We start from the raw sequence: 24,239 nt of genomic DNA on the forward strand, positions 1-24,239 counted from the left end.
CACAGCGTTCCGGCCAGTTCCGGGTCCATATCGAGATGATTTCCGTCATGTCCTCCGCTGCATCATTCCGCACAGAAAAAGACCTGCTTGGCGTACTCGAAGTACCTGCCCAAGCGTATTACGGCATCCAGACCCTGCGAGCGGTGAATAACTTCCGCCTCTCGGGCGTTCCGATTTCGCATTACCCGAAATTGGTGGTCGGCCTGGCAATGGTCAAGCAAGCCGCCGCTGACGCCAACCGCGAGTTGGGCCAGCTCAGCGAAGCCAAGCACGCTGCAATCAGCGAAGCCTGTGCCCGCCTGATCCGCGGCGACTTTCACGAAGAATTCGTGGTGGACATGATTCAAGGCGGCGCTGGCACTTCAACCAACATGAATGCCAACGAAGTCATCGCCAACATCGCGTTGGAGGCCATGGGCCACAACAAGGGCGAGTACCAGTACCTGCACCCGAACAACGACGTGAACATGGCGCAGTCGACCAACGACGCCTACCCGACCGCGATCCGCCTGGGTCTGCTGTTGGGCCATGACGCGCTGCTGGCCAGCCTCGACAGCCTGATCCAGGCGTTCGCCGCCAAGGGTGTCGAGTTCAACCATGTACTGAAAATGGGCCGCACCCAGTTGCAAGACGCCGTGCCGATGACCCTCGGCCAGGAATTCCGCGCCTTTGCCACCACCCTCAACGAAGACCTGGCCCGCCTGAAAACCCTGGCGCCGGAGCTGTTGACCGAAGTGAACCTGGGCGGCACCGCCATCGGCACCGGCATCAACGCCGACCCGCGCTACCAGGCCCTGGCCGTACAACGCCTGGCCACCATCAGCGGCCAGCCGCTGGTGCCGGCGGCGGACTTGATCGAAGCCACCTCCGACATGGGCGCCTTCGTATTGTTCTCCGGCATGCTCAAGCGTACCGCGGTGAAGCTGTCGAAGATCTGCAACGACCTGCGCCTGCTGTCCAGCGGCCCACGTACCGGCATCAACGAGATCAACCTGCCGGCCCGCCAGCCTGGCAGCTCGATCATGCCCGGCAAGGTCAACCCGGTGATCCCGGAAGCCGTCAACCAAGTGGCCTTCCAAGTGATCGGCAACGACCTGGCCCTGACCATGGCAGCCGAAGGCGGCCAACTGCAGTTGAACGTGATGGAACCGTTGATCGCCTTCAAGATCTTCGACTCGATCCGCCTGCTGCAACGGGCCATGGACATGCTGCGCGAGCACTGCATCGTCGGCATCACCGCCAACGAAGCCCGCTGCCGTGAGCTGGTGGAGCACTCCATCGGCCTGGTCACCGCGCTGAACCCGTACATCGGCTATGAAAACGCCACCCGCATCGCGCGTATCGCCCTCGAAAGCGGCCGCGGCGTGCTGGAACTGGTGCGCGAAGAAGGCTTGCTCGACGACGCCATGCTCGACGACATCCTGCGCCCCGAAAACATGATTGCTCCACGTTTGGTCCCGCTGAAGGCCTAAGCGTTTGTTGCACCGCTCACCAGGTTGAGGGACTAGACACCTCTCACCTTTTGAGGGCCTGAAGGCTCGTTCTTCAGGCCCTTTTTTTGTCTCAAGGTTGTGAAATGACGCCCATAAAAATTCCAATATCGCCCCTGCCCGCCACGCCCTGGCTGAAACCTTTAATCAGCCCAGGCAGACGGATCACGTTCGCCTAGGTATAGTGCCGCCCCTCTTCGCGTCAGCGGCCATCGGTAACGAGGCCCGGACACACGCGAAAACGCATGAATAACAACACCCGCAAAAGGATCCGGTCGAACCGTCGCGCACTGCCTGGTGCCAAGTGACAGCGTCGAACCGTCCTGCGTTTGCCATTAGAAAAATCAGCGAGGAACACTCCATGCTCGAAGTCATCAACGACTTCCTCTCAGGGAAAGTACTGATCGTGCTCATTGTCGGGCTCGGCGGTTATTTCACGATCCGCTCGCGTTTCGTTCAGTTGCGTCACTTTTTCCACATGTTTTCGGTGTTTCGCGACAGCCTGAAAAACAGCTCCGACCAGCTCAGTTCGTTCCAGGCGCTGATGCTCAGCCTGGCCGGCCGCGTCGGTGCCGGTAACATCGCCGGTGTCGGCATTGCCGTGACCCTGGGCGGCCCCGGTGCCGTGTTCTGGATGTGGGTCACCGCGTTGGTGGGCATGTCCTCGAGCTTTATCGAGTGCTCCCTGGGCCAGTTGTACAAGCGCACCGACGCCGAAGGCACCTTCCGCGGCGGCCCGGCTTATTACATCCAGCACGGCCTGCACAAGCGCTGGCTGGGCATGGTGATGGCGTTCCTGCTGCTGGTGACTTTCGGTTTTGCCTTCAACGGCCTGCAAGCCCATGCCGTGACGCATTCGCTGAACAACGCCTTCGGCCTCGACACCACCTACACCGGCCTGGCCCTGGCGGCATTACTGGGCCTGGTGTTCATCGGCGGGATCAAGCGGATCGCCTCGATCGCCGACCTGCTGGTGCCGGTCAAGACCCTGGTCTACATCGCCGTGACCCTCTACGTGATCGTGCTGCAATTCGACCATGTGCCGGCCATGCTCGCGACCATCGTCAAGAGCGCGTTCGGCCTCGACCAGGCCTTCGGCGGCCTGGTGGGCAGTGCGATCATCATGGGTGTGAAGCGCGGCGTATTCGCCAACGAAGCCGGTTTGGGCAGTGCGCCTAACGTGGCGGCGGTCGCGTCGGTGGAACATCCGATCGCCCAAGGCGTGGTGCAAGCGTTCAGCGTGTTCCTCGACACCTTCGTGATCTGCACCTGCACCGCCTTGCTGATCCTGCTCTCCGGTTTCTACACCCCGGGCTTTGAAGGCGACGGCATTGCCCTGACCCAGAACTCCCTGGCGGCCGTGGTCGGCGACTGGGGCCGGATGTTCATCTCGGTGGCCCTGGCGTTGTTCGTGTTCACCTCGATCATGTACAACTACTACCTCGGCGAGAGCAACCTGCGCTTCCTGGTCGGCAACAACCGCAAGGTGCTGATGGGCTACCGCGCGTTGGTGCTGGTGCTGATTTTCTGGGGTTCGATCGAGAACCTGAGCACCGTGTTCGCCTTCGCCGACATCACCATGACGATGCTCGCGTTCGTCAACCTGTTCGCCCTGGCGTTCCTGTTCAAGATCGCCATGCGTATCCTGAATGACTACGACAACCAGCGCGCGGCGGGGATCAAAACCCCGGTGTTCGACTCCAGCCAGTTCCCCGACCTGGACCTGGACCGCAAGGCCTGGCCGGCCAACCCGGTGAAACCGGAGCCTGCCGCTAAAGCGCCTGCTGAATCGATCGCACTGTCGCAACGCTAAGCGCAGATGACACGCCGCCTGGCCTTGGGCATGCTCTGGGCTTGGCGGCGTTTTTCGTTCAGGAGATTTTCGATGCAAGCAGCTAACAACGTCATGGTGCTCTACACCGGCGGCACCATCGGCATGCAAGCCAGTGCCAACGGCCTGACCCCCGCATCCGGTTTCGAAGCCCGCATGCGCGAACAGCTCGCCAACCAGCCAGTGCCTACATGGCGCTTCCGGGAAATGTCGCCGCTGATCGACAGCGCCAACATGACCCCGGCCTACTGGCAGCGCCTGCGCACTGCCGTGGTCGAAGCCGTGGACGACGGTTGCGACGCGGTGCTGATCCTGCACGGCACCGACACCTTGGCCTACAGCGCAGCCGCCATGAGCTTCCAACTGCTGGGCCTGCCGGCGCCGGTGCTGTTCACCGGCTCCATGCTCCCGGCCGGCGTACCCGACAGCGATGCCTGGGAAAACGTCAGCGGTGCGCTGCTGGCCCTGGGCCAAGGCCTGGCGCCGGGTGTGCAGTTGTACTTCCACGGCACGCTGATGGCGCCGACACGCTGCGCGAAAGTCCGCAGCTTCGGGCGTCACCCGTTCGCCGCGTTGCAACGCCAGGGCGGCGTGGCCCGCGCCGCGTCGATTCCTGCAGCGCTGGACTACCGTCAGCCCAAGGCCCTGGCCAATGTCGGCGTGCTGCCGTTGGTGCCGGGTATCGGCGCGCCCCAACTGGACGGTTTGATCGGCAGCGGCCTGCAGGCGTTGATCCTGGAATGCTTCGGCAGCGGTACCGGGCCCAGCGACGACCCCGAGTTCCTCGCCAGCCTCCAGCGCGCGCAGGCGCAAGGCGTGGTCGTGGTCGCGATCACCCAATGCCATGAGGGCGGCGTGGAACTGGACGTGTACGAAGCCGGCAGCCGTTTGCGTGCAGCGGGCGTGCTGTCCGGTGGTGGCATGACCCGTGAAGCGGCGTTCGGTAAGTTGCAGGCCCTGCTCGGTGCCGGCCTCGCGACCAGCGAAGTGCGCCGCCTGGTGGAACTGGACCTGTGCGGTGAACTGGCCTGAATCGCACAGCCAAACCCGCATAAAAACCCCCAGCCAACTAAATAGTTAGTCTCCTCCCTGCCTTGCCGCTTTCTAGCATGCCGAAGCTGTTCTTCCGGCAGCGTCCATGAAATGGCAAGGCAGGAACCCATGAGCCAACAAACCTCCACCCTTCGTTACAACCCCTCCGATACGCTGGTCACCCAACTCTGCGTCGGCCCCGCCTTCCGGGAAGCCGCCAGCGCGCTGTTACGCCGCTCGTTGCAAGAACTCTACCCGGACCTGGGCATCGACCCGGACATCGCCATGGTCGGCACGCCGACATGGGGCATTGTCGACGATGAAATCGTCGCCGGCCCCACCGCGCACCAAACCCTCACTGACATCCTCACCAATCAGGCCATCTCAGGTGAACCCGCGCTCTACATCGAAGGCGCGCACTACCTTATCCAGCCAAAAAACCAGCAACCCACCGCGCACCTGCCGGTACGCATCACGCAGATCGCCACCCTGATCAACCTGCTGGCGCCAGTGATGCTCACCGCCTACCAGGAACAACAAGTGGCGTTCTGGAACTCCAGCAACGGCACCTCCGGCCCCCACTGGCAAGCCTTGTCCAGCACGCTGCGCTCGGTGTGGAACGTGACCCGCGTCGACGGCTGGGACGAACAGGACTGCGCCATGGCCCGCACGCTGTACGCCGCGCCGGAACTGACACGCCGCCAGAGCGACGATGCATTCGCCTGCCGCGCCTACCTGGTGGACGTCGATCAGATCGACGGCGCGACCGTCACCCACCTGGGCCTGCTGTCGATTGCCGTACTGATCGGCAACCACGACGGCGAGACGCTTATCCTCACGTACTCCCTGTTCAACGGCTACGAGAAATTCGCCACGCTGGAGCAACTGGGCCAGAGCTTGCCCGGCTACGTAGGTCGCCATGCACCCACTGACATCCAATGGCGACTGTTCGAACCCACCGGGCATTTTTTCGATCACCAGGCTTGCACGCTGATTGCCCAACAGCTTGCGTTCATCGGGCAGCTCGACACTCAGCAACTGCGGCGCACCGCCCCCAGCGAATCCTCACTCAACCTGCCACCGGCCACCCAAGAGCTGGTCGGCGAAAAGCAACCCGACCTCAAACCCTACCTCGACGCACTCCCGTCCTGGCTGACGTCCGCCTCCACCACCGACCTGAGTCTCTACGCACGCTACCTGAAAGACCTCGCCGCGCTGCACAGCCTCAACGCGGGCAAGTCCTACGACGATGACATCCCGCACATCCAGACCTACGCGCTCGACAGACTGCGCGCCGAAATGCTCAAGGACCACACCGACGCGGCGAACCTGCGTCTGGAGAACATCGAGATTCAGGTACGCAGCCCGATTGTGTGGGGCAGTTTCACCCTGCCGGGCAAGGTCGACACCACCACCTTCAGCCTGGCCGACCTGGCCCTGCAAAACCTGATCGGCCTGCCCCTAGGCGACAAAAGCGTGCGCTTGCGCAACAGCAGCACCGTGCCGGCGTGGCTGACCATGGCATACATCGAAACGCTGATCCGCAAGGTGGACGTCGGCCAACACTACCCGGCCCTGGCCAAAAGCAAGTTGCTCGACAACCCGCTCGAATCCAGCCGCCGACGCGCCCTGTACAGCAGCCATTTGCGCATCCAACTGCCGCTGCAAGCCTTGCAATACAAGATGAGCCGACACGCCGGGATCGACGAACTGGGGTATCGCTATGTCGCTGCCGTGCTGGCGCCAGAGGCAGCGGACCGTCAGGTCGACGGGCAAGCCATCGTTCTTCGTCCCCTGGCCTTCCTGCCGAAAAACCGCAGCGCCGACACGCAAGACGTGGTGAGCAACATGTTTGTGATTGGCCCCCAGGACACGAACGCCGGGCCCTGCCTGTTGTATCGCCCGATGGCGGAATTACAACTGCTGCAATATCCGTCACCGGCCGACCTGCTGTATGCGATCCGCCAATCACGCCACCTGCGCGACTCGGTCCTGGCCTGGCTGCCGGACAATGTGCGCGACGACTACGCACGCTACGCATTCCCTGGCGAACTGCCGTCGCCCTGGGCAGTCGTGACGTTGCTGGTGGACCCGGTCAAACTCGTGATGATGAGCGGGCCCATGGACCTGGGCATGCAAGCGCTCAGCGGCGAGCTGCCCGACGAACTGTTCAAGGCCAACGCCAACGCGCTGATCACGCTGGCCGACCGTCAGTCGGCGTCGAATGCCGAAAGTCGCTGGGCTTCGTTCAAGCAGGCGGGCTGGCTGATATTCAACGCAGCCCTGCCGTTCCTGGGCCGCACCGTGAACACCGCCGCCTGGATCTGGCAGATCCTGGATCAGGTGCAAGCGGTCGTCGACGCGCAACAGCAGAAGGACAAACCGGCCGAATGGTCCGCCCTGGCCGGGCTGTTGCTCAACCTGGGCATGGTGTTGACCCTGCACATCGCCAGCCGCGAAGCGCCGTCAGCCCCCGCCTTGAGCAAGGACGAGCCGGCACCGAAACCTGCCGCCAGGCCCGAGGTGATCGCCAAGCCCGTGACAGTCAAACAATTGGCCAACCTTTCGGCAGTTGAGCTGCCAGGCAATCACCCGCATGCACTGCACACCCTGGCCGCGATCAACCGCAGCCCCAGCGACCTGGGCAGCCTGCTGGACAGTTTCAAGGTCGAAAAGCCGAAGGTGCGCAACAAAGCCTCATCGCGCATCGGCCCTCATCGCCACCTCTATCCGCTGCTCGATAAATGGTACGCACAGGTCGGCGAACGCTGGTTCGAAGTGACGGTGGATGAGAATGACGAAGTGCAGATCACCGATCCCCAACAACCCGCGCGCAACGGTCCCTTTCTGATCGGCAATCTCAAGGGCGAGTGGTTCATCGACACCCGGCTGCGCCTGCGTGGCGGCGGTTCAAGAAGCCGGGAGCGCAAAGCCCGGGCGCAAGCCGAACGTCAGGCCAGCCAACTGCGCAGGCAGATCACCGCCTTCGAGCAACAGAAAAAGACCGCCCAGGACACCCTGGAAAAGACTTATCAGGCACTGGTTGACGCGCCGCCCACCTCGGCCCAGGCCGCGCAAAGGGCTTACCTCGATCAACTGGAGGCCCAACGCACAGACTACGAGACCGCCCTGAAAAACCTGAAAGAATTGAATGTACTTGCCCCCACGCCGGACTACCTGCACAGCGCCGTGGGGTATCTCAAGGCTCAGTTGAGCCTGAGCTGGGCCGGGCTCAACGAAGTGCTCAAGGCCTTTACGCCCAAACTCCGTACAATCCTCGACCACATCGCGAAGCAGGCCGCCGACGCACGCGTGCGCAACATCCCCGACGCACTGCAAATGAACGCAATACTGCACGGCATGATCGAGCGCCTGGACTACTTCGAAACGCGGTTCAACGAACTGCGTGACCTGCCCGGCGAAGGCCTGCGCCTGATCAAGAACACCAAAAGCCTGCTGCCTGCCTACAGCAGCGGCGACCTCAAGGCGTTGCAAGTCACCTTGGCCCGCAACCTGTGCCTGCGCGAAACCACCACCCTCAGCGCACCACTGGCATGGGCCGCCATCGACCATATTGTCGACGCCTGCGACATCGCCATCCAGGCCCTGCGCGACACCCTGCGCGAGCGCAGTGACAAGCGCATCGACGAACAGATCGAGACCCTGAGCAGCCTGATCGAACAGTTCACGGTGCTGGGCGAGCGCCTGCAGGACTTTCCCACGGAATTCCCCAGCGTCTCCCTGACGGAACCGTTGACCCGCCTGCGCGAGCAACTCGGCGAGTACACCAAACGCGCCAGCACCCATCTTGCGCAAATGGCCGACCGACGCACCGCGCTGAGAGCCACCCCCAGCCCGCCGCCCGTCCCGCCACACCCGCAGAAAAAATTCATCCGCACCCGTTACCACGGCATGGTCGTCGGTGAGCCGCAGGTGTCCGCCACAGGCCTGGACACCGGGCTGGTGGATGTTCGCTCGCCCCTGTCCAACACCGTGGTGGCCACGTTTCACGAGAAACCGGACGGTTTTTGGGTGCAACGGGCCAGGAGCGAACAAACGGTGAACACGCCCATCGACCTGCAAACCAGCGTGGACGCCGGCCAGAACCTGCTCGACGGCCTACCGGACTTCAAACAACGGATCACCGGCCTGGCCAGCCAAGCCCAACGCACGCCCATCGGCATCGAATACTTGTACCATCAACACGCCCAGCGTCTGGAGCAAGCCACGCGCAGTATCGAGCAAGCCCTGAGCCAGAAGAACCTCGCGCAAGGCGACGTGGCCCTGGCCAGCACCGTCAAAAAGACCCTCAGCGACGCCACCACAGCCCTCTATCAACAATCCGTAGACAATGTGCTGAGGATGACCCAACAGCACCCGCCGACACCCTCCGGCGTGCAATGGCTGAAGGCCCGCAACGCGATAAGCATCAAAAAAACCATCAGCCGCCGACGCATCAAATCCGCCCGGCCGGATTACCTGGACGAATACACCATCACCGACCGCAGCACCCATAAGGTGCTGTGGTATGCACACTTCCACTACTCGACCGACTGGACCACGCCCAGGGCGTTTATCAACGCGCGCCTCAAGACACCGCAGGAACACAGCCTGGGCGCGGCAGCCGACACCACCAAAGACCTGAGCAGCGCACAACGCGTGGCATTCCACCGCAGCGAGATCAACGAGAGTCAGGCCAGTACGCTGTTTTTCAACCTGGCCTGACACACGGCCGACGGCACACAACTTGCTCTTTCACCATACCTGACACGTTGGAGCCGTCGATGCTGCACGCTCATCTCACTACCCTCAACGCGGTGTCGCTGGTGCTCGACACCTTCAAGGCCCAAGGGCTGCCCAGCGAGGCCTTGCTCGCGGGCAGCGGCATCTGCGCGGCGGACTTGAGCCGCGCCGACACGCGTATTACCACCAATCAGGAAATGCGCGTATGCGCCAATGCCGTGGCCCTGCGCCGGGATGTCGGCCTGGTGCTGGGCCGCCAGATGCATGTATCGGCCTACGGCATGCTCGGTTACGCGCTGCTGACGAGTGCCACCTTCGGTGACGCTTTGCGCCTGGCGCTGCGTTATCCGGCGCTGCTGGGAACACTTTTCAAGCTGAGCCTGGAGGCGGACGGCGAGCGCATCTGGTTTACCGCCGCCGACTATCGCGAAACCCCGGCCATGCAGATGTTCAACGTCGAACTGTGCCTGGCCTCGCTGAAGGTGATCTGCGACGACCTGCTCGGCCAGCCGCTGGCGCTGCTTGGCGCACGTTTTGAATACAGCGCGCCGGATTATCGCGCGCGCTACAGCGAGTGTTTCGCCTGCCCGCTGCAGTTCGACGCCGGCACCAACGCCTTCGCCTTCGACAAGCGCTGGCTGGACCAGCCCCTGCCCCTGGCCGACGCCGTGACCCACCAGGCCATGGCCGAGCGGTGCCGCAAACAGAACCTGGAGTTCACCGGCCGCCAGGCGTGGCTGGGCAGAATCCGCCAGTTGCTCACCAGCCAACTCGGCGCCGCGCCGGGGATCGAAGGCCTGGCCGCACAGATGAACTGCTCGCCGCGCACCCTGCGCCGCCACTTGCACGACCTGGGGTGCAGTTATCAGGAACTGCTTGACGAACTGCGCTTCGAACGCGCCAAACAATGGCTGGCGGCGGATGAACTGCCGATCTACCGCATCGCCGAGCAACTGGGTTTCAGCGAAACCGCCAGCTTCCGGCATGCCTTTGTGCGCTGGAGCGGCGTGGCGCCGAGCCAATTTCGTGCATGACGCCCCATTGATGGGCGAATTGCGGACACATAATTTGGCCCGATTTATCCCCTTTTGGCCGCTCCTGCCGTTCTCATAAAGCGCCCCGCCCGCAAGACTGCAGGCACCGATACCGCCTGCGGAGAACAACAAAATGCTGACGATCTACTCGGACGATCACCACCTGCACCACGGCCGTTGTGAACTGATGGACGGGCAACTGATGCCCTGCTTCGAAATGCCCTCGCGCGCCGACCACGTACTGCAACGGGTCAAAGCCCGTGGGCTGGGCCCGGTCCTTGCCCCGCAGGACTTTGGCCTGGCGCCGCTGCAACGTGTCCACAGCCGCGACTACCTGGACTTCTTCAAAGGTGCCTGGCAACGCTGGACCGCATTCGGCGAGGACGGCGACCTGTTGCCCTACACCTGGCCCGCCCGCACCTTGCGCCGCGTGCTGCCCACCAGCCTGCACGGCCAGCTCGGTTACTACAGCTTCGACGGCGGCGCGCCGATTACCGCCGGCACCTGGCAAGCGGCCTACAGCGCCGCCCAGGTCGCGTTGACCGCACAGCAAGCGATCCAGCGCGGCGCCCACTGTGCGTTCGCGCTGTGTCGCCCGCCGGGGCACCACGCCGCCAGCGACTTGATGGGCGGTTATTGCTACCTCAACAACGCCGCCATCGCCGCCCAGGCGTTTCTCGACCAGGGCCATCGCAAGGTGGCGATCCTCGACGTGGACTACCACCACGGCAATGGCACTCAATCGATCTTCTACGCACGCAACGACGTGCTCTTTACCTCGATCCATGGGCATCCGGAGGCGGAGTTCCCGTTTTTCCTGGGCTACGCCGATGAGCAGGGAGAAGGCGCCGGGGAAGGCTTCAACTTCAACTACCCGTTGCCGGCCGGTTCCGGGTGGGCGCGCTGGAGCGCGGCGCTTGACGAGGCGTGCAGGGAAATCGAGCGCTATGACGCCGACATCGTCGTCGTGTCGCTGGGTGTGGACACGTTCAAGGACGACCCGATCTCGCAGTTCAAGCTCGACAGCCCGGACTACCTGGCCATGGGCGCACGCATCGCGCGCCTGGGCAAACCCACGCTGTTTGTGATGGAAGGCGGCTACGCCGTGGCAGAAATCGGCATCAACGCCGTCAACGTTCTAGAAGGTTTTGAGGGGTCCATCCAATGAACATGCTCAAGTCGCTCTTCCTCTGCGCCGCCGTTCTCGGTGGCGCGGCCCATGCCGAAGAGAAAACCCTGCGGGTCTACAACTGGTTCGACTACATCACGCCCAAGGCGCTGGAAGACTTCAAGGCGCAGAACCCCGACGTCAAACTGGTGTACGACATCTTCGACACCAACGAAGCCCTGGAAGCCAAGCTGCTCACCGGCAACTCCGGGTATGACGTGGTGGTGCCGTCCAACGTGTTCCTCGCCAAGCAGATCGAAGCCGGGGTATTTCAGCCCCTGGACCGCAGCCGACTGCCGAACTGGAACCACCTCGATCCCAAGCTGATGAAGCTGCTCGAGGCCAACGACCCCGGCAACAAGTTCGCCGTGCCCTACATGTACGGCACCATCCTGATCGGCTTCAACCCCGACAAGGTCAAGGCCGCGCTGGGTGCCGATGCGCCGGTGGACAGCTGGGACCTGATCTTCAAGGAAGAAAACATCAGCAAGCTCAAGCAGTGTGGCGTCGCGCTGCTCGATTCGCCGTCCGAGATCCTGCCGCTGGCCCTGCAGCACCTGGGCCTGGACCCCAACAGCAGCAACCCCAAGGACTATGAAAAAGCCGAAGCGCTGCTGATGAAAGTCCGTCCGTACATCACCTACTTCCACTCCTCCAAGTACATGGCCGATATCGCCAACGGTGACATCTGCGTGGCCGTCGGTTATTCCGGCAGCTTCTCCCAGGCCGCCAACCGCGCCAAGGAAGCCAAGAACGGCGTGATCGTGGACATGCGCCTGCCCAAGGAAGGCGCGCCGATCTGGTTCGACATGCTCGCCCTGCCCAAAGGCGCGAAAAACCCGCAGGACGCCTACACCTTCATCAACTACCTGCTGCAACCGCAGGTGATCGCGCCGATCAGCGACTTCGTCGGTTACCCCAACCCGAACAAAGACGCGACGGAACTGGTTGACCCAGCGATCCGCCACAACCCCAACCTGTACCCCACCGAGGCGGCGATGGCCACGCTGTATACCCTCAAACCCCTGGGCCGCGACGCCGAGCGCGCCCGGACGCGGGCGTGGACCAAGATCAAGTCGGGGACATAGAGGCCGCCCGCTATCTAACTACCACCTCCGGACGGGCACGCGCCCTAACGTGGTCGAGGTCCTGGGTTGCCGTCGGCAACCCGCCTCACCTCGCCCGTCAGGAGCCCGCCCTTGCCCTCATCGCCTCCCAGTGCCAACGACCTGTTGACTCAACTGACCACCGGCCCCTCCTTGCGCGAAGTCGCGGCCGCCACCCTGCGCTCGAGCTTGCGCGAGCTGTACCCGGATCTCGACATCGACCCCGACCTGACCCTTCTGGTGACGCCGCACTGGCAGATCACCGCCGAGGCGATCCTGCCCGGAGCCCCGCGATTTCAAACACTGACCGGCGCGTTGTGCCGCAGTGCAACATCCGGCGCACCTGTCACCTGGCTCGACAGCGAGCACTACCTGATCTATCAATCCGCCACCGGGCCGAACGTGCATCTGCCGGTCAAGGTGGACTCCGTCGGCCGCCTGATCAATGAGCTGGCACCGTTGCTGTGCGTCGCGTACCAAGAGCAGCAACTCGCGTTCTGGAATGCCGGCAACCACCCGAACGGCCCACGCTGGCGCACCTTTGCCAACGCCTTGCGCGCGATCTGGAATGTCGACAGCGTGGAGGGTTGGGACGAGGATGAATGCAACGTTGCCAGGGCGGTTTTTCACACGCCGGATTACGCCCAGCGCTTGCCCCAGGACAAATACGCGACCAAGGCTTATCTGATCGACGTCGACCTGGAATACGCCACACAGGTCAAACACCTCAACCTGTCGGCATTGGCGGTACTGGTCGGGCGCCTCGGCGAGCGCGACATCATCCTCAGCTATTCGATCGCCGACGGTTACGCCGCCTTCAAGAGCCTGCAAGCGCTTGGCGACGCCCTGAGCATTCAAGTGGCCACTCCACAGGCGACCAAGCTCCACTGGCGACTCTTCCAACCCTCAGGGGACTTTTTCGAGCAGCAGGCCTGTGCGTTTATTTCCCTGCAGATTCAGGCAATCGGCGCAATCGCGTTCAACAGCGGTGAGCTGATCCCGACCATGGCGCACGACAAGCCAGGCAGCGAAATCGCCCCCCGCGCCCCGCTGAATCAAGACCGAATCGGCTGGGTACATCGTGCCTTGCCCGACTGGATACTCACCGCGTCCTCGTCGGATCAGGCCACCTACGGGCGCTACATGATGGACCTCGCGGCCCTGCACCTGCGGCACGCGGGTAAAGCCTTTGATGACGGGATCAAGCACATCGGCGATTTTGCCCTGGATGCGATCCACACCCTGATGGTCAAGGACCACCCCGGCGTGGCCCGCACGACGCTCGACAGCGTGCGGATCAGCGTCACCAGCGTGCAAGCCTGGGGCACCCTGATCGTGCCGGGAAACACCCAGACCCAAACCTTTACCCTGGCCGAGTTGGCCCTGGAAAACCTGATAGCCCTGCCCTTGGGCAACAAAACCGTCGGTTATGAAAACGGCAGCGCGGTGCCCGCCTGGATGACGGCGGCCTACCTGGAGCACTTGATTACCCAGGCGAACGTCGGCATGCACTATCCGGCCCTGGTCAAACGCACGCTGCTTGACGACGCTGCCGAGTCCCTGCGAAGGCAACGTCTCTACACCGCTCAATTACGCCTGCAACTGCCGCTACTGGCGTTGCAGTACAAAGTACGAGGTGTCCACGACCTGAGCGAACAGGGCTATCGCTATGTCTGCGCGGCGATGCATCCAGACAGCGCAGCCCGTGTGGTCGACGGCGCGGCGGTGGTCATCCGCCGCTTGTCCCTGCTCCCCAAACGCCGTCTGGGCTCGGCCGTCGACGTCGTCGGCAACATGTTCGTCATTGGCCCTCAAGACCCGAAAAAAGGTCCTTGCCTGCTCTATCGCCCGCTGTCCAACCAACCGTTGATGCAGTTCCCGTCACCGACCAACCTGCTGTACGCGATCAAACAAGACACGCCATTGCGCCAATCGGTCCTGGCTTGGCTGCCCGATAAGGTGCGAACGGCTTACGCGCAGTTTGTGTTTCCCGGCAGCCTGCCCTCGCCGTGGGTATTTACCAGTGTGCTGAGCGACCCGCTGAATGCACTGGTGATGACCGGCCCCGTCGAACTGGGGCGGGAAGTGCTGCCAAACGACGACTTCGCCACACTGTTCCGAGCCAACGCCGACGCGCTGGTCACCCTGGCCGACCGCCAATCGGTGTCCAATGCCGAGGCGCGCTGGGAGAGTTTCAAGCACGCCGGGTGGCTGATGTTCAATACCGTGCTGCCGTTCATGGGCCGCGCCGCGGGCGCCGCGACCTGGATCTGGCAATTGATGGATGACCTGCAACAGATGGTCGACACCAATGAGGTCGGTGACCGTTCCGCCGGGCTCTCGGCGCTGGTGGATATCTTGCTGACGCTCGGCATGGTGTTAACGACGCATGTCGCCACGGCGCATCGGCCCGAGTCGTCCATCGGGAAGCCCGCCAAGCCGCGCGCATTGCCGCCGCCGGAGGTCAAGGTAGAGGTCGTCCAAAAGCCGGATATCGCGACGGCAGAGCTGCCCGTCGACCACGAACACACCCTGCACATCAGTGGCGCCCTGAACCGCAGCGCGCAGAACCTGGGCACGTTCCTCGACAGTTTTGCGCAGGCCAAGCCCGATCAATTGGGTACGCAACAGACCGTGGAAGGCCCCCATCAGCATCTCTATGCCAAAGCCTCACACTGGTACGCCCCGGTGGGTACACGATGGTTTGAAGTGACGGTCGACGAAAACAACACCGTGTTGATCATCGATCCGCGCCAACCAGGCCGGCGCGGCCCGCCGCTGATCGCCAATCGCCTGGGGCAATGGTTCGTCGACACGCGCTTGCGCCTACGCGCAGGCGGCCTGCGCAGCCGGCGCAAAAAAGGCGAAGCCCTCAGGCCGCCGAAAATCACCGATTTACGCCGGCAACTGGCAACCTTCGACAGCGAGCAGGCCCAGCGCCAGCAAGGTCTTGAAGCCTTGCAAGGCGCCATCGACCGCACGGCGGGTGACGCCAAAGCCGCGGCCAGAACCACCTTTCTCGAACAGGTGGATACGCGTCTCAAAGAATTCGACGTACCGATTTCCCAGCTCAAATCCCTGAATATTCTCGACACGGTGCCCAACTATCAGGACGCCATGGTCGGCTACCTGGAACATCAGCTGTTTCTGGCGCGCTCCGCCATCAGCGAACAACAGATCCCGTTTCGCGAACGACTGGAAGCCATACAGGGCCACCTCGACATCGAGGGCGTTGAAGAAGAAGCCTTGCCCACCGTTCACTACCGCAACATGTATACCGCGACACACGCCATGGCGGAGCGCCTGGACTACCTTCAGGCACGCTTCAAGGAGGCTCGTGCCCTGGGTGCGCGCGGGGTCAGGCTGATCCAGCAGCATGAGCCGCACCTGCCCGCTTATGCCCTTGATGATCTCAAGGCGTTCAAGATTACCCTGGGCCACTTCCTGTGCGTGGCCGAAGGCGCATCGGCCACACGCGCCGACGCCAGGGAAGCCTTGCGCCGTATCGTCGATGTGGCGGAGCTGGCGGTCCAAAGTTTCAGAGAGGCCGCACAACCGCGCAACATGGTGCCGCCGGAGCAGTTGATCGAAACCCTGGACAGCCTGATGGATCAGTTTTCCAGGGTTGACCAGAACCTGGTGGATCTGCCGGCCGAGTTTCCCAATGACCTCAACAAGCCCGACCTGGAAAACCTGCGCAAGCAAGTGGACGAGTTCGCTCGGCTCGCAGAGAAACAACTGACAACCCTGCTTCGCGAACGCAGAGCCATGGAGCCCACCGCGGGCCCGTCGCGCACCGTCCCCAGGGCGAAGAAAAAATACATCAAGACGCGTTTCAAGGGGATGGTGGTCGGCGAAGAGCGTGAAAGCCCCGACGAAGACGGCAAGACGCTGGTCGACGTAAAGGAACCCCTGACCGGCAAAGTGATTGCAACCTTCCATGAGAAGGAGCCGGGGGTTTGGGTCGAACGCGAGCTGACGCCCAAGCCCGCTTCCCGCAGCCAGGCGCGTAACCTGGCAAACAGCATCAGCGACGGTCAGGCGCTGGTCGATGGGGTCGAAGCCTTTATCGCCAACAAGGAAGCCTGGGCGAAGGAAACCCGGCAACTGCCGGTGGAAATCGAAGAGCGCTTCCACCAGCACGCCAAAAAACTGCAACGGGCCAACCAGGATATCGAAGAGGCGTTGACCTCCAGCAACCAGACCGAAAGCGCCTCGCCGTCAGCTGCGTTGACTAACCGCCGCCTTGATGAGGCGATCACCCAGCTTTACCGGGAAGGCAAACGGATCAAGCTCGAGGTGCTCAAGCGCCGACCACCGGAGGCGGCGCACGTCGAATTGCTGTTGCGCGAGGGCGCCGTCACGGTAGACCCGCCTGTCGGCGCCCGCACCCGACTCAGGGGGCGCGACAAGGGTTTCCTGCAGGAGTATGCGGTGGTGGACGTCAACACGAACCGTCCGTTGTGGTACGCACACTTTCACTACCCCACCCTCACCGGGCCGGAGGAAGCCTACACCGCCGCCCATCTGAAAAACCGCCAACAGCGCCTGATGGGCGGCCGGTTCGAACCCTTGAGCGACATCGCCGTGTACCGCAGTGAAATCGGTCTGCATCTGGCCCGCTCGCTGTTCCTGAAAGCCAAGCCTCAGCCCTCAGCCTGACCGGTCCAGGCCTGGCGCAACCGCGCGAGCGCCTGACGGATCGCCGCCTCGGGCACTGCGGCGAAGCCCAGCACCAGGCCGGCGCGTTGATCGTCCGGTGGCCCGGCCTGCGCCAGCCAATAGCTGCTCAGGCCATTGACCTCCACGCCCACCGCGCGGGCCTGCGCCACCAGTTGTTGTTCGCGGGCAAGGCTGTCCACCCGCACGGTAAGGTGCAGGCCCGCCGCACTGTTCGGCAGGCTGCCGACCCCCGGCAGCTCGTCCGGCCAGCCGTTCAACAGGACGTTGCGCCGACTGAGCGCAGCGCGACGCATGCGCCGGATATGCCGCTGAAAGTGCCCCGCCGCCATGAACTCCGCCATCACCGCCTGGGTGCTGACCTCCGAGTGCCGCACATCCACGGCGCGGCGCTGGGCGAATGCGTCGACCAGCGTCGGCGGCAACACCAGGTAACCCAGGCGCAGCGCCGGGAACGCGACCTTGCCGAACGTCCCCACATACAGCACCCGCCCGCTGCGATCCAGGGCCGCCAGCGGGGCCAGCGGCGCGCCGCTGTAACGGTACTCGCCGTCGTAGTCATCCTCGACGACCCAGCCACCGCTGCGTTCGGCCCAGGCCAGCAACTCCAGGCGCCGGGCCAGGCTCATGACCACGCCCAATGGGTACTGATGGGACGGCGTGACATAGGCCAGGCGGCAGTTGTCGAGGCCGTTCAACACGCTGCAGTCGATCCCCTCGCTGTCCACCGCCACACCTTGCAACTGCGCACCGGCCAGGGCGAAGGCATGACCGGCGGCGCGGTAGCCGGGATTTTCAATCGCCACGCCATCACCTGGGCTCACCAGCAACTGTGCACAAAGGCTGATTGCCTGCTGCGCGCCACTGGTGATCACAATTTGCTCAGCCGTACACTGCATGCCCCGCGAGCTGCGCAGGTAGGCGGCGATCAGGCCGCGCAAGCGCTCGTCCCCGGCCGGGTTGCCATAGCACAGTTGCTTGAGGTCCGGCTTGCGCCAAAAAGCCGCATTCAGCTTGGCCCAGACGTCAAAAGGGAACAGGTCGAAGGCCGGAACCCCCACCCGAAATGCCCGTGGAGGCCCCGTGGGCGGCAAGGGCAAATGGTTGTTTTCGAGGCGCTCCAGCGCCGCGCTGTGGATAACTTTTTCGCTCGAAATATCGGCGTTTTTCAGCTTGATTGTGGATAAGGCTGGGGATAAGCCTGTTGAAAACCCTGTGGACAGTTTTGTGGATAGTTTTTTTGAACTGGGCAGTTGGGCGACATACGTCCCGTCGCCGACCCGGCTTTGCGTAAAGCCCTCGGCATACAGCTGATCGTAGGCACGCACCACGCTGTTGCGCGAAATCGACAACGCCGCCGCCAGGTCGCGCGTGGCGGGCAAACGCGTGCCGCCGGCCAGTCGCCCGTCCAGCACGCGTTGGCGCAGGGCTTCGTACAGCTGGCGGGTCAGCCCCTGACGACGATCCAGCTCGATTCCCGCAGGGTTGAACGACAACGGCGGCGCAAGGGACGACATTGGGCAGGCTCCGGAATTGGACCCATGAAATGGGTCATAAATGGCTCTTACAACGAACCATTAGCCTGCCTAGGATGCAGGCATTCGCCAAGGAATACTTTTATGTACACACCACGCGCCTTTGCCCTCGACGATTTGCCCGAACTGCAGCAACTGATCCAGCACACGCGCCTGGCGCAGGTGGTGACCGTGGGTGAACACGGCCTGCTAGCCAGCCACCTGCCACTGCTGCTCAACCCCAACGAAGGCCCGAACGGTACGCTCTACGGCCACATGGCCAAGGCCAACCCGCAGTGGCACGACCTGCAGAACGGCGGCGAAGCGCTGGTGATCTTTGCCGGGGCCGACGCCTATGTCAGCCCGGCGTTTTACCCGAGCAAGGCCGAGCACGGCAAAGTGGTACCCACCTGGAATTACCTGGCCGTGCATGCCTACGGCACGGCCGACGTGTTTACCGACGCCGAGCGCCTGCTCGGCGTGGTCAGCGCCCTCACCGACCGCCACGAAGGCCGCCGCGCCCAGCCCTGGAAGGTCAACGACGCCCCGGCCGACTACATTGAAGGCATGCTCAAGGCCATCGTCGGTTTCGCCTTGCCCATCGAACGTCTGATCGGCAAACGCAAACTCAGCCAGAACCGCAGTGCCGCCGACATCCAGGGCGTGCGCGAGGGGCTGGCCGCCAGCCTCGACGTGCGCGACCAGACCCTCGCCCGTTTCATTCCCCAAGGAGCCCCAGAATGAGCCCGATCGACATCCGCCCCGTCACCGCCGCCGACCACGCCGCCTGGCTGGCGCTGTGGCACGCGTACTTGCAGTTCTACAACACCGAACTGCCAGACGCCGTCAGCCAGAGCACCTGGCAACGCCTGATCGACGCCCATGAGCCGACCCACTCCGCGCTCGCCTGGCAGGACGGCAAAGCGGTAGGCATGGTCAACTTCATCTACCATCGCTCCAACTGGAGCATTGAAAACTCCTGCTACCTGCAAGACCTGCTGGTGGCGCCGGCCCAGCGTGGCGGCGGCGTGGGCCGCAAATTGATCGAACACGTCTATGCCACGGCCAAAGCCGACGGCTGCTGCAAGGTCCATTGGCTGACCCACGAGACCAATGCCACCGCGATCCAACTGTACGAACGCATCGCCGAACGCCCTGGCTTCATCCAATTTCGCAAAGGTCTTTAAGGAGCGCAGCATGTCCACCTCTCTCGCCGACTGGCAAGGTGCCCCGGCGCCCACGGTCCAACTGCTCGAAGGGCGTTTCATCCGCCTGGAAAAACTCGACCCGGCGCGCCACGCCGACGGTCTGTGGCAAGCCCTCGAAGGCCCCGGCGCCGACCCCAAGCTGTGGGACTATTTGCCATATGGCCCGTTCAGCGACCGCACCGCGTTCGATGCCTGGCTGAATAACCATGCCCAGCACAACGAGCCGTATTTCTTCAGCGTGATCGACCGCGCCAGCGGCGATGTGCAGGGCATCCTCAGCCTGATGTCCATCGTCCCGGCCCACGGGCGCATCGAAATCGGCCACGTCACCTTCGGCGCGCCGATGCAGCGCTCGCCGAAAAGCACCGAGGCCGTGTATCTGTTGGCCAAGCATGCTTTCGAACTGGGCTACCGCCGCCTGGAGTGGAAATGCAATAACGGCAATGCCCGCTCCAAATACGCCGCCGAGCGCCTGGGGTTCAGTTTTGAAGGGGTGTTCCGCCAGCACATGGTGGTCAAGGGGCAGAACCGGGACACGGCGTGGTATTCGATTCTGGACTCGGAATGGCCGCCGATCGGGGCAGGGTTTGAGCACTGGCTGTCGGAAGCCAACCAGGCAGGTTCAGGCCAATTGAAAAGCCTGGCGGAGTGCCGCGCCTAAATCCCACAGACAGCGCAGCACCAGAATATGAGAGCGGGCTTGCCCGCGAGGCGGTGGGTCAGTCGAGATTGATTTTCGACTGGTCTACCGCTATCGCGGCGTAGGTATCTACACATCCGATGACGCTGAAAACCCCGGTCGTATCGCGAGCTGTTGCTTTGCTGTTGCTCTGTTTTTGATTTTGATCTTAGGCGCCCCGTTAACCACGCTGGGTGTCAGTCGGCAAGCTGCTCGGCCAACACCGCAATATGCTCCGGTCCGATCCCGCAGCAACCGCCCAAATGGCTGGCGCCGCGCTTCTGCCAATCGGCAGCCCATTGCAGGTAGCCCGGCGGGTCAAGGTCGTCGCGCAACGGGTCGAGGCCGTCGTTGGCCGTGGCCTCCTTGGGCTGTGGCGGGAAGGCGTTGGCATAGGCGCCGATCTGGATCGCCACCCCCAGGCGCTCGAAGGTCTGGCGGGCCGCGTCAATCGCCGCGCCGATCACCTCCGGCTGGCTGCAGTTGAACAACAACACCTGCACGCCCAGTTGCGCAGCCGCTTCGGCCGCCTCGGCCACCGGCTCGCCGGAACGCAGGCGCGGCACCTCGTCGGTGTCTTCGTCCTTCAAGGTAAACGACAGCCAGAACGGTTTGCCGTCCGCCGGCAGACCGGCATGAATGGCCCGCGCCTCGACGATCGAACTCTGGGTTTCCGCCAGCCATAGGTCGACATAAGGCGCCAGGCCGGTCACCAGGGGCGTCAGCAGTTCGCTGACCCGGTCGGCCTCGAACAGGTCGGGCCGATACGAGCCGAACAGCGGCGGCAGGGAACCGGCCACGCGCACTGCTTGGCCGGACGTCACCACCGCGCGTCGCGCCAATTCACCGGCCAACGCCGCCAGGGCCTGGCCCTCGGCGGCAAACCGCGCTTCGCCGATATGAAACGGTACGACAGCATAGCTGTTGCTGGTGATCACGTCGGCACCGGCCTGGATGTAAGCCGCGTGTACCGCTTCCACCGCCTGCGGCGCTTCGCTCAACGCCAGCGCCGACCACTCCGGCTGCCGGAACGGCGCGCCGCGGCGTTGCAGTTCGCGGCCCATGCCACCATCGAGAATTACTGTGCGTACTGCGGCCATATGCTTTTTACTCATAAGCTTATGAAAATAACTCACTATGAGAGTCGCTCTTATAACTATTTAATACGGTAAATTCGCTTCATAACAACTTCTTTTTTTATTCGGGTGCCTCTCTTGAAACTCAAACCGCTACTGGCCCTGGGCCTGACCATGCTGGCTGCCTCCACCCAAGCCTTCGGCGGTGCAACCCTGGACCGGGTTGAGCAAAACCACGAATTGGTCGGCGTGCTGATGGAAAGCTATCCGCCTTTCTCGTTCCTCAACGAGCAGAACCAGCTCGACGGTTTCGACGTCGACGTGGCCAAGGCCGTCGCGCAAAAACTGGGGGTCAAACTGCGCCTGGAAACCCCGTCCTGGGACGTGATCGCCGCCGGCCGCTGGAGCGGGCGCTACGACATCTGCATCTGCTCGATGACCCCAAGCAAGGCCCGCGCTGAAGTGTTCGACTTCCCCGTGGAGTACTACGCTTCGCCCGCGGTGATCGTGGTCAATGCCAAGGATGAGCGCATCCACGGCGCCAAGGACCTGAGCGGCAAGAAAGTCGGCCTCACCAGCGCCTCCAGCTACGAGAGCTACCTGAACAAAAACCTGGTGATCGAAGGCGCCGAAGACACCCAACTGCAGTACCCGTTCGAGAACGTGCAGATTGCCCCCTACGACACCGACAACGTGGCCTTCCAGGACCTGGGCCTGGGCGCCGGCGTGCGCCTGGATGCGATCCTCACCAACCTGGTCACCGCCCAACCGCGCCTGAGCCAGGACAAGCGCTTCAAGCTGGCCGGCGAAGCGCTGTACGCCGAGCCCAACTCGGTGGCCATCGAAAAAGGCGACCCGCAGTGGGACAGCAAAGTGCGTGAAGTCTTCGCGCAGTTGAAGCAGGACGGCACCTTGAGCAAGCTGTCGCAAAAATGGATCGGCGCCGACATCAGCCAATGACCGCGTTCCCCACCCCACCCAAACCACCGGTCAGCGCGTCGCGGCTACAACGATTCTTCGGTTTTCGCACGCGCCTGTACCTGACCTGGGCCGCGCTGTTCTGCCTGTTCGCCAGCTTCTTCCTGAGCTTTGACCTGAAGTTCTCGATCATCCTCGACAAGCTGCCCAATCTGGTCGGCGTGCATCTGGCGCCCAACGGGTTTCTGCAAGGCGCGGCGCTGACGGTGTTCCTGTGCCTGTGCTCGATCGTGGCGTCATCGATACTGGGCTTTATCACCGCCCTGGGGCGCCTGTCGAAAAGCGCGGTGGCCTTTGGCGTCGCGAGTTTCTATGCCTCGTTCTTCCGTGGCACACCGCTGCTGATCCAGATCCTGCTGATCTACCTGGGTCTGCCGCAACTGGGCCTGGTGCCGGGGGCCATCGTCGCCGGGATCATCGCGCTGTCGCTGAACTACGGCGCCTACCTGAGCGAAATCTTCCGCGCCGGCATCCTCGGCGTGCCCCACGGCCAACGGGAAGCCGCCCTGGCCCTGGGCATGCGCGACAGTGCGATCTTCTGGCACGTCACCCTGCCCCAGGCCATGCGTACCATCGTCCCGCCCGCGACCAACCAGTTCATCTCGATGCTCAAGGACTCCTCCCTGATCTCGGTGATGGGCGTGTGGGAAGTGATGTTCCTCGCGCAATCCTACGGCCGCTCCAGCTATCGCTACATCGAAATGCTCACCACGGCGGCGATCATCTACTGGGTAATGTCCCTCGGCCTGGAACTGATCCAGGCGCGTATGGAGCGGCATTACGGCAAGGGGTATGTGCGACGGGGGTGAGGACTCAGTCATCCCACTCGCGACGCACCTTGACCACGCCCATCTGTAAGCCAAAGGGGCGGAACACGGCGTTCAGCGATTTCAGGGTTTGATTGCCCTCGCCGTGTTCGATATGCACCAGGGTACGCACGGAAATCTTGCACATTTTGGCGAACTGGCTTTGGTGCAGGCCAGTGACTTCGGTGCGCAGGCGGCGCACGGCTTCGCCAATTGCAAGGGAACCATCAGCCAGCCCCTGTTCGACACGTTCGATTAACAGGGCGCGGGCATCCAGGGTAATGGTCATTTCAGCCCCCATTGCTTCAGACGCATGTCCAGTTTCCCCAACGGGACGCTGGGGTGGTTCAAGGTGACCGCTGGCAAACCGCCTGCAGCCAAGATGTCCGGCAGAGCTCGCAAGTGTTCGGCGTCTTGTCGCAGCCGCTCAAAACTTTGCTCAGGGTCAATAATCTCGGCCAGTGCATCGCAGACCCCTCGCCAATTGATATCACCTGCCCTGCAACGTCCATCAAAACCCTTTTCAGGCTCCGAGAACTCCAACCGCATAGCGTCACGCCAATGACCAGCGGTGAAAATCTGCAGTATCAAAGAGTAGGTCGTTTCCATCTGCATTTAAGTGCACCTGGCAAGCAATGTTCGGGACGCGTACTGCAATATAGTGCATTTCCCGCTCAGCAGATGACCAGATTTACGCATTAAAATGCATTTGCATCGCCAGAATTATTCTAAAAATGCATTTTAATGCAAATGAGATAGCCATTTATCCTGTCGCGGACAAAGCCCGATGCGTTTTTAATCGCACCGCACTACAGACAACTCCCGCAAACCAGGGGTCGATAGCCTGACAGTTATCGCCCCGCCATCTCGCTAAATTTCCGGCCTCATTCATCA

Annotated in this window: 16 protein-coding genes and 1 pseudogene; 13 read left to right on the top strand and 4 right to left on the bottom strand. The window is 62.8% G+C overall.

The window, feature by feature from the left end; translation table 11 throughout:
- The first annotated feature begins 47 nt into the window (after positions 1-47).
- The 8 genes from aspA to RGV59_RS05375 all read left to right on the top strand — a co-directional run bounded on the left by aspA (position 48) and on the right by RGV59_RS05375 (position 17,066).
- The gene (aspA, locus tag RGV59_RS05340; RefSeq protein ID WP_017850012.1) at positions 48-1,472 is read left to right on the top strand and encodes an aspartate ammonia-lyase; all 1,425 of its coding nucleotides are present in this window, start codon (positions 48-50) and stop codon (positions 1,470-1,472) included.
- A 379-nt stretch (positions 1,473-1,851) separates the two neighbouring features.
- A complete protein-coding gene (locus RGV59_RS05345; RefSeq protein WP_102618756.1) occupies positions 1,852-3,303 on the top strand; it encodes an alanine/glycine:cation symporter family protein in 1,452 nt (483 codons plus the stop codon).
- A gap of 72 nt (positions 3,304-3,375) precedes the next feature.
- Positions 3,376-4,353: an asparaginase gene (locus RGV59_RS05350; protein WP_126586271.1), complete on the top strand. Its 978-nt coding sequence runs from the start codon at positions 3,376-3,378 to the stop codon at positions 4,351-4,353.
- A gap of 129 nt (positions 4,354-4,482) precedes the next feature.
- Positions 4,483-9,078 carry a hypothetical protein gene (locus tag RGV59_RS05355; protein ID WP_126586273.1) on the top strand — a complete coding sequence of 1,532 codons (4,596 nt, stop codon included), beginning with the start codon at positions 4,483-4,485 and terminating at the stop codon, positions 9,076-9,078.
- A 59-nt stretch (positions 9,079-9,137) separates the two neighbouring features.
- A complete protein-coding gene (locus RGV59_RS05360) occupies positions 9,138-10,130 on the top strand; it encodes an AraC family transcriptional regulator (protein WP_104904227.1) in 993 nt (330 codons plus the stop codon).
- A gap of 133 nt (positions 10,131-10,263) precedes the next feature.
- Complete coding sequence (locus RGV59_RS05365; RefSeq protein ID WP_102618759.1) at positions 10,264-11,298, top strand: histone deacetylase family protein; 1,035 nt, start codon at positions 10,264-10,266, stop codon at positions 11,296-11,298.
- Positions 11,295-12,386, top strand: a complete 1,092-nt coding sequence (locus RGV59_RS05370) for a polyamine ABC transporter substrate-binding protein (protein WP_126586275.1) — start codon at positions 11,295-11,297, stop codon at positions 12,384-12,386. The genes RGV59_RS05365 and RGV59_RS05370 overlap by 4 nt, the downstream gene beginning before the upstream one ends.
- Positions 12,387-12,497: 111 nt before the next feature.
- On the top strand, positions 12,498-17,066 hold the full coding sequence (locus RGV59_RS05375) for a dermonecrotic toxin domain-containing protein (protein WP_126586277.1): 4,569 nt from the start codon (positions 12,498-12,500) through the stop codon (positions 17,064-17,066).
- Here RGV59_RS05375 and RGV59_RS05380 read toward each other — a convergent pair.
- A complete protein-coding gene (locus tag RGV59_RS05380; protein WP_126586279.1) occupies positions 17,051-18,601 on the bottom strand; it encodes a PLP-dependent aminotransferase family protein in 1,551 nt (516 codons plus the stop codon). The two genes, RGV59_RS05375 and RGV59_RS05380, sit on opposite strands and share 16 nt — an antisense overlap.
- Before the next feature lie 102 nt (positions 18,602-18,703).
- Here RGV59_RS05380 and RGV59_RS05385 point away from each other — a divergent pair, with 102 nt between their 5' ends.
- The 3 genes from RGV59_RS05385 to RGV59_RS05395 are packed head-to-tail and all read left to right on the top strand — an operon-like array spanning position 18,704 to position 20,467.
- Positions 18,704-19,342: an FMN-binding negative transcriptional regulator gene (locus RGV59_RS05385; protein ID WP_126586281.1), complete on the top strand. Its 639-nt coding sequence runs from the start codon at positions 18,704-18,706 to the stop codon at positions 19,340-19,342.
- Positions 19,339-19,785: a GNAT family N-acetyltransferase gene (locus tag RGV59_RS05390; protein ID WP_126586283.1), complete on the top strand. Its 447-nt coding sequence runs from the start codon at positions 19,339-19,341 to the stop codon at positions 19,783-19,785. Before RGV59_RS05385 ends, RGV59_RS05390 begins: the two co-directional genes overlap by 4 nt.
- A gap of 10 nt (positions 19,786-19,795) precedes the next feature.
- Positions 19,796-20,467, top strand: a complete 672-nt coding sequence (locus tag RGV59_RS05395; RefSeq protein WP_017850023.1) for a GNAT family N-acetyltransferase — start codon at positions 19,796-19,798, stop codon at positions 20,465-20,467.
- 215 nt (positions 20,468-20,682) lie between these two features.
- Here the strand turns inward: RGV59_RS05395 and RGV59_RS05400 are convergent, their stop codons facing one another.
- Positions 20,683-21,585: a homocysteine S-methyltransferase family protein gene (locus tag RGV59_RS05400; RefSeq protein WP_169884741.1), complete on the bottom strand. Its 903-nt coding sequence runs from the start codon at positions 21,583-21,585 to the stop codon at positions 20,683-20,685.
- A 114-nt stretch (positions 21,586-21,699) separates the two neighbouring features.
- On the opposite strand from RGV59_RS05400, the gene RGV59_RS05405 reads away from it, so the two are divergent.
- Positions 21,700-22,521: an ABC transporter substrate-binding protein gene (locus tag RGV59_RS05405; RefSeq protein ID WP_017850025.1), complete on the top strand. Its 822-nt coding sequence runs from the start codon at positions 21,700-21,702 to the stop codon at positions 22,519-22,521.
- Positions 22,518-23,348: an amino acid ABC transporter permease gene (locus tag RGV59_RS05410; RefSeq protein WP_017850026.1), complete on the top strand. Its 831-nt coding sequence runs from the start codon at positions 22,518-22,520 to the stop codon at positions 23,346-23,348. The genes RGV59_RS05405 and RGV59_RS05410 overlap by 4 nt, the downstream gene beginning before the upstream one ends.
- 4 nt (positions 23,349-23,352) lie before the next feature.
- Here the strand turns inward: RGV59_RS05410 and RGV59_RS05415 are convergent, their stop codons facing one another.
- Positions 23,353-23,634 (bottom strand): helix-turn-helix domain-containing protein, encoded by a 282-nt coding sequence (locus tag RGV59_RS05415; protein ID WP_017850027.1) that lies wholly within the window; start codon positions 23,632-23,634, stop codon positions 23,353-23,355.
- A pseudogene (locus RGV59_RS05420) lies at positions 23,631-23,843 on the bottom strand (type II toxin-antitoxin system HipA family toxin); the annotation flags it as partial. The gene RGV59_RS05415 and the pseudogene RGV59_RS05420, both read right to left, overlap by 4 nt.
- Between the last annotated feature and the right edge of the window lie 396 nt (positions 23,844-24,239).

The sequence above is a fragment of the Pseudomonas sp. FG1 genome (assembly GCF_034313875.1).
Taxonomy (GTDB): Bacteria; Pseudomonadota; Gammaproteobacteria; order Pseudomonadales; family Pseudomonadaceae; genus Aquipseudomonas; species Aquipseudomonas veronii.

Coding starts and splice junctions, on each gene's coding strand:
- aspA (WP_017850012.1), top strand. CDS start 48: ATGTCCTCCGCTGCATCATTCCGCACAGAAAAAGACCTGCTTGGCGTA.
- RGV59_RS05345 (WP_102618756.1), top strand. CDS start 1,852: ATGCTCGAAGTCATCAACGACTTCCTCTCAGGGAAAGTACTGATCGTG.
- RGV59_RS05350 (WP_126586271.1), top strand. CDS start 3,376: ATGCAAGCAGCTAACAACGTCATGGTGCTCTACACCGGCGGCACCATC.
- RGV59_RS05355 (WP_126586273.1), top strand. CDS start 4,483: ATGAGCCAACAAACCTCCACCCTTCGTTACAACCCCTCCGATACGCTG.
- RGV59_RS05360 (WP_104904227.1), top strand. CDS start 9,138: ATGCTGCACGCTCATCTCACTACCCTCAACGCGGTGTCGCTGGTGCTC.
- RGV59_RS05365 (WP_102618759.1), top strand. CDS start 10,264: ATGCTGACGATCTACTCGGACGATCACCACCTGCACCACGGCCGTTGT.
- RGV59_RS05370 (WP_126586275.1), top strand. CDS start 11,295: ATGAACATGCTCAAGTCGCTCTTCCTCTGCGCCGCCGTTCTCGGTGGC.
- RGV59_RS05380 (WP_126586279.1), bottom strand. CDS start 18,601: ATGTCGTCCCTTGCGCCGCCGTTGTCGTTCAACCCTGCGGGAATCGAG.
- RGV59_RS05385 (WP_126586281.1), top strand. CDS start 18,704: ATGTACACACCACGCGCCTTTGCCCTCGACGATTTGCCCGAACTGCAG.
- RGV59_RS05390 (WP_126586283.1), top strand. CDS start 19,339: ATGAGCCCGATCGACATCCGCCCCGTCACCGCCGCCGACCACGCCGCC.
- RGV59_RS05395 (WP_017850023.1), top strand. CDS start 19,796: ATGTCCACCTCTCTCGCCGACTGGCAAGGTGCCCCGGCGCCCACGGTC.
- RGV59_RS05400 (WP_169884741.1), bottom strand. CDS start 21,585: ATGGCCGCAGTACGCACAGTAATTCTCGATGGTGGCATGGGCCGCGAA.
- RGV59_RS05410 (WP_017850026.1), top strand. CDS start 22,518: ATGACCGCGTTCCCCACCCCACCCAAACCACCGGTCAGCGCGTCGCGG.
- RGV59_RS05415 (WP_017850027.1), bottom strand. CDS start 23,634: ATGACCATTACCCTGGATGCCCGCGCCCTGTTAATCGAACGTGTCGAA.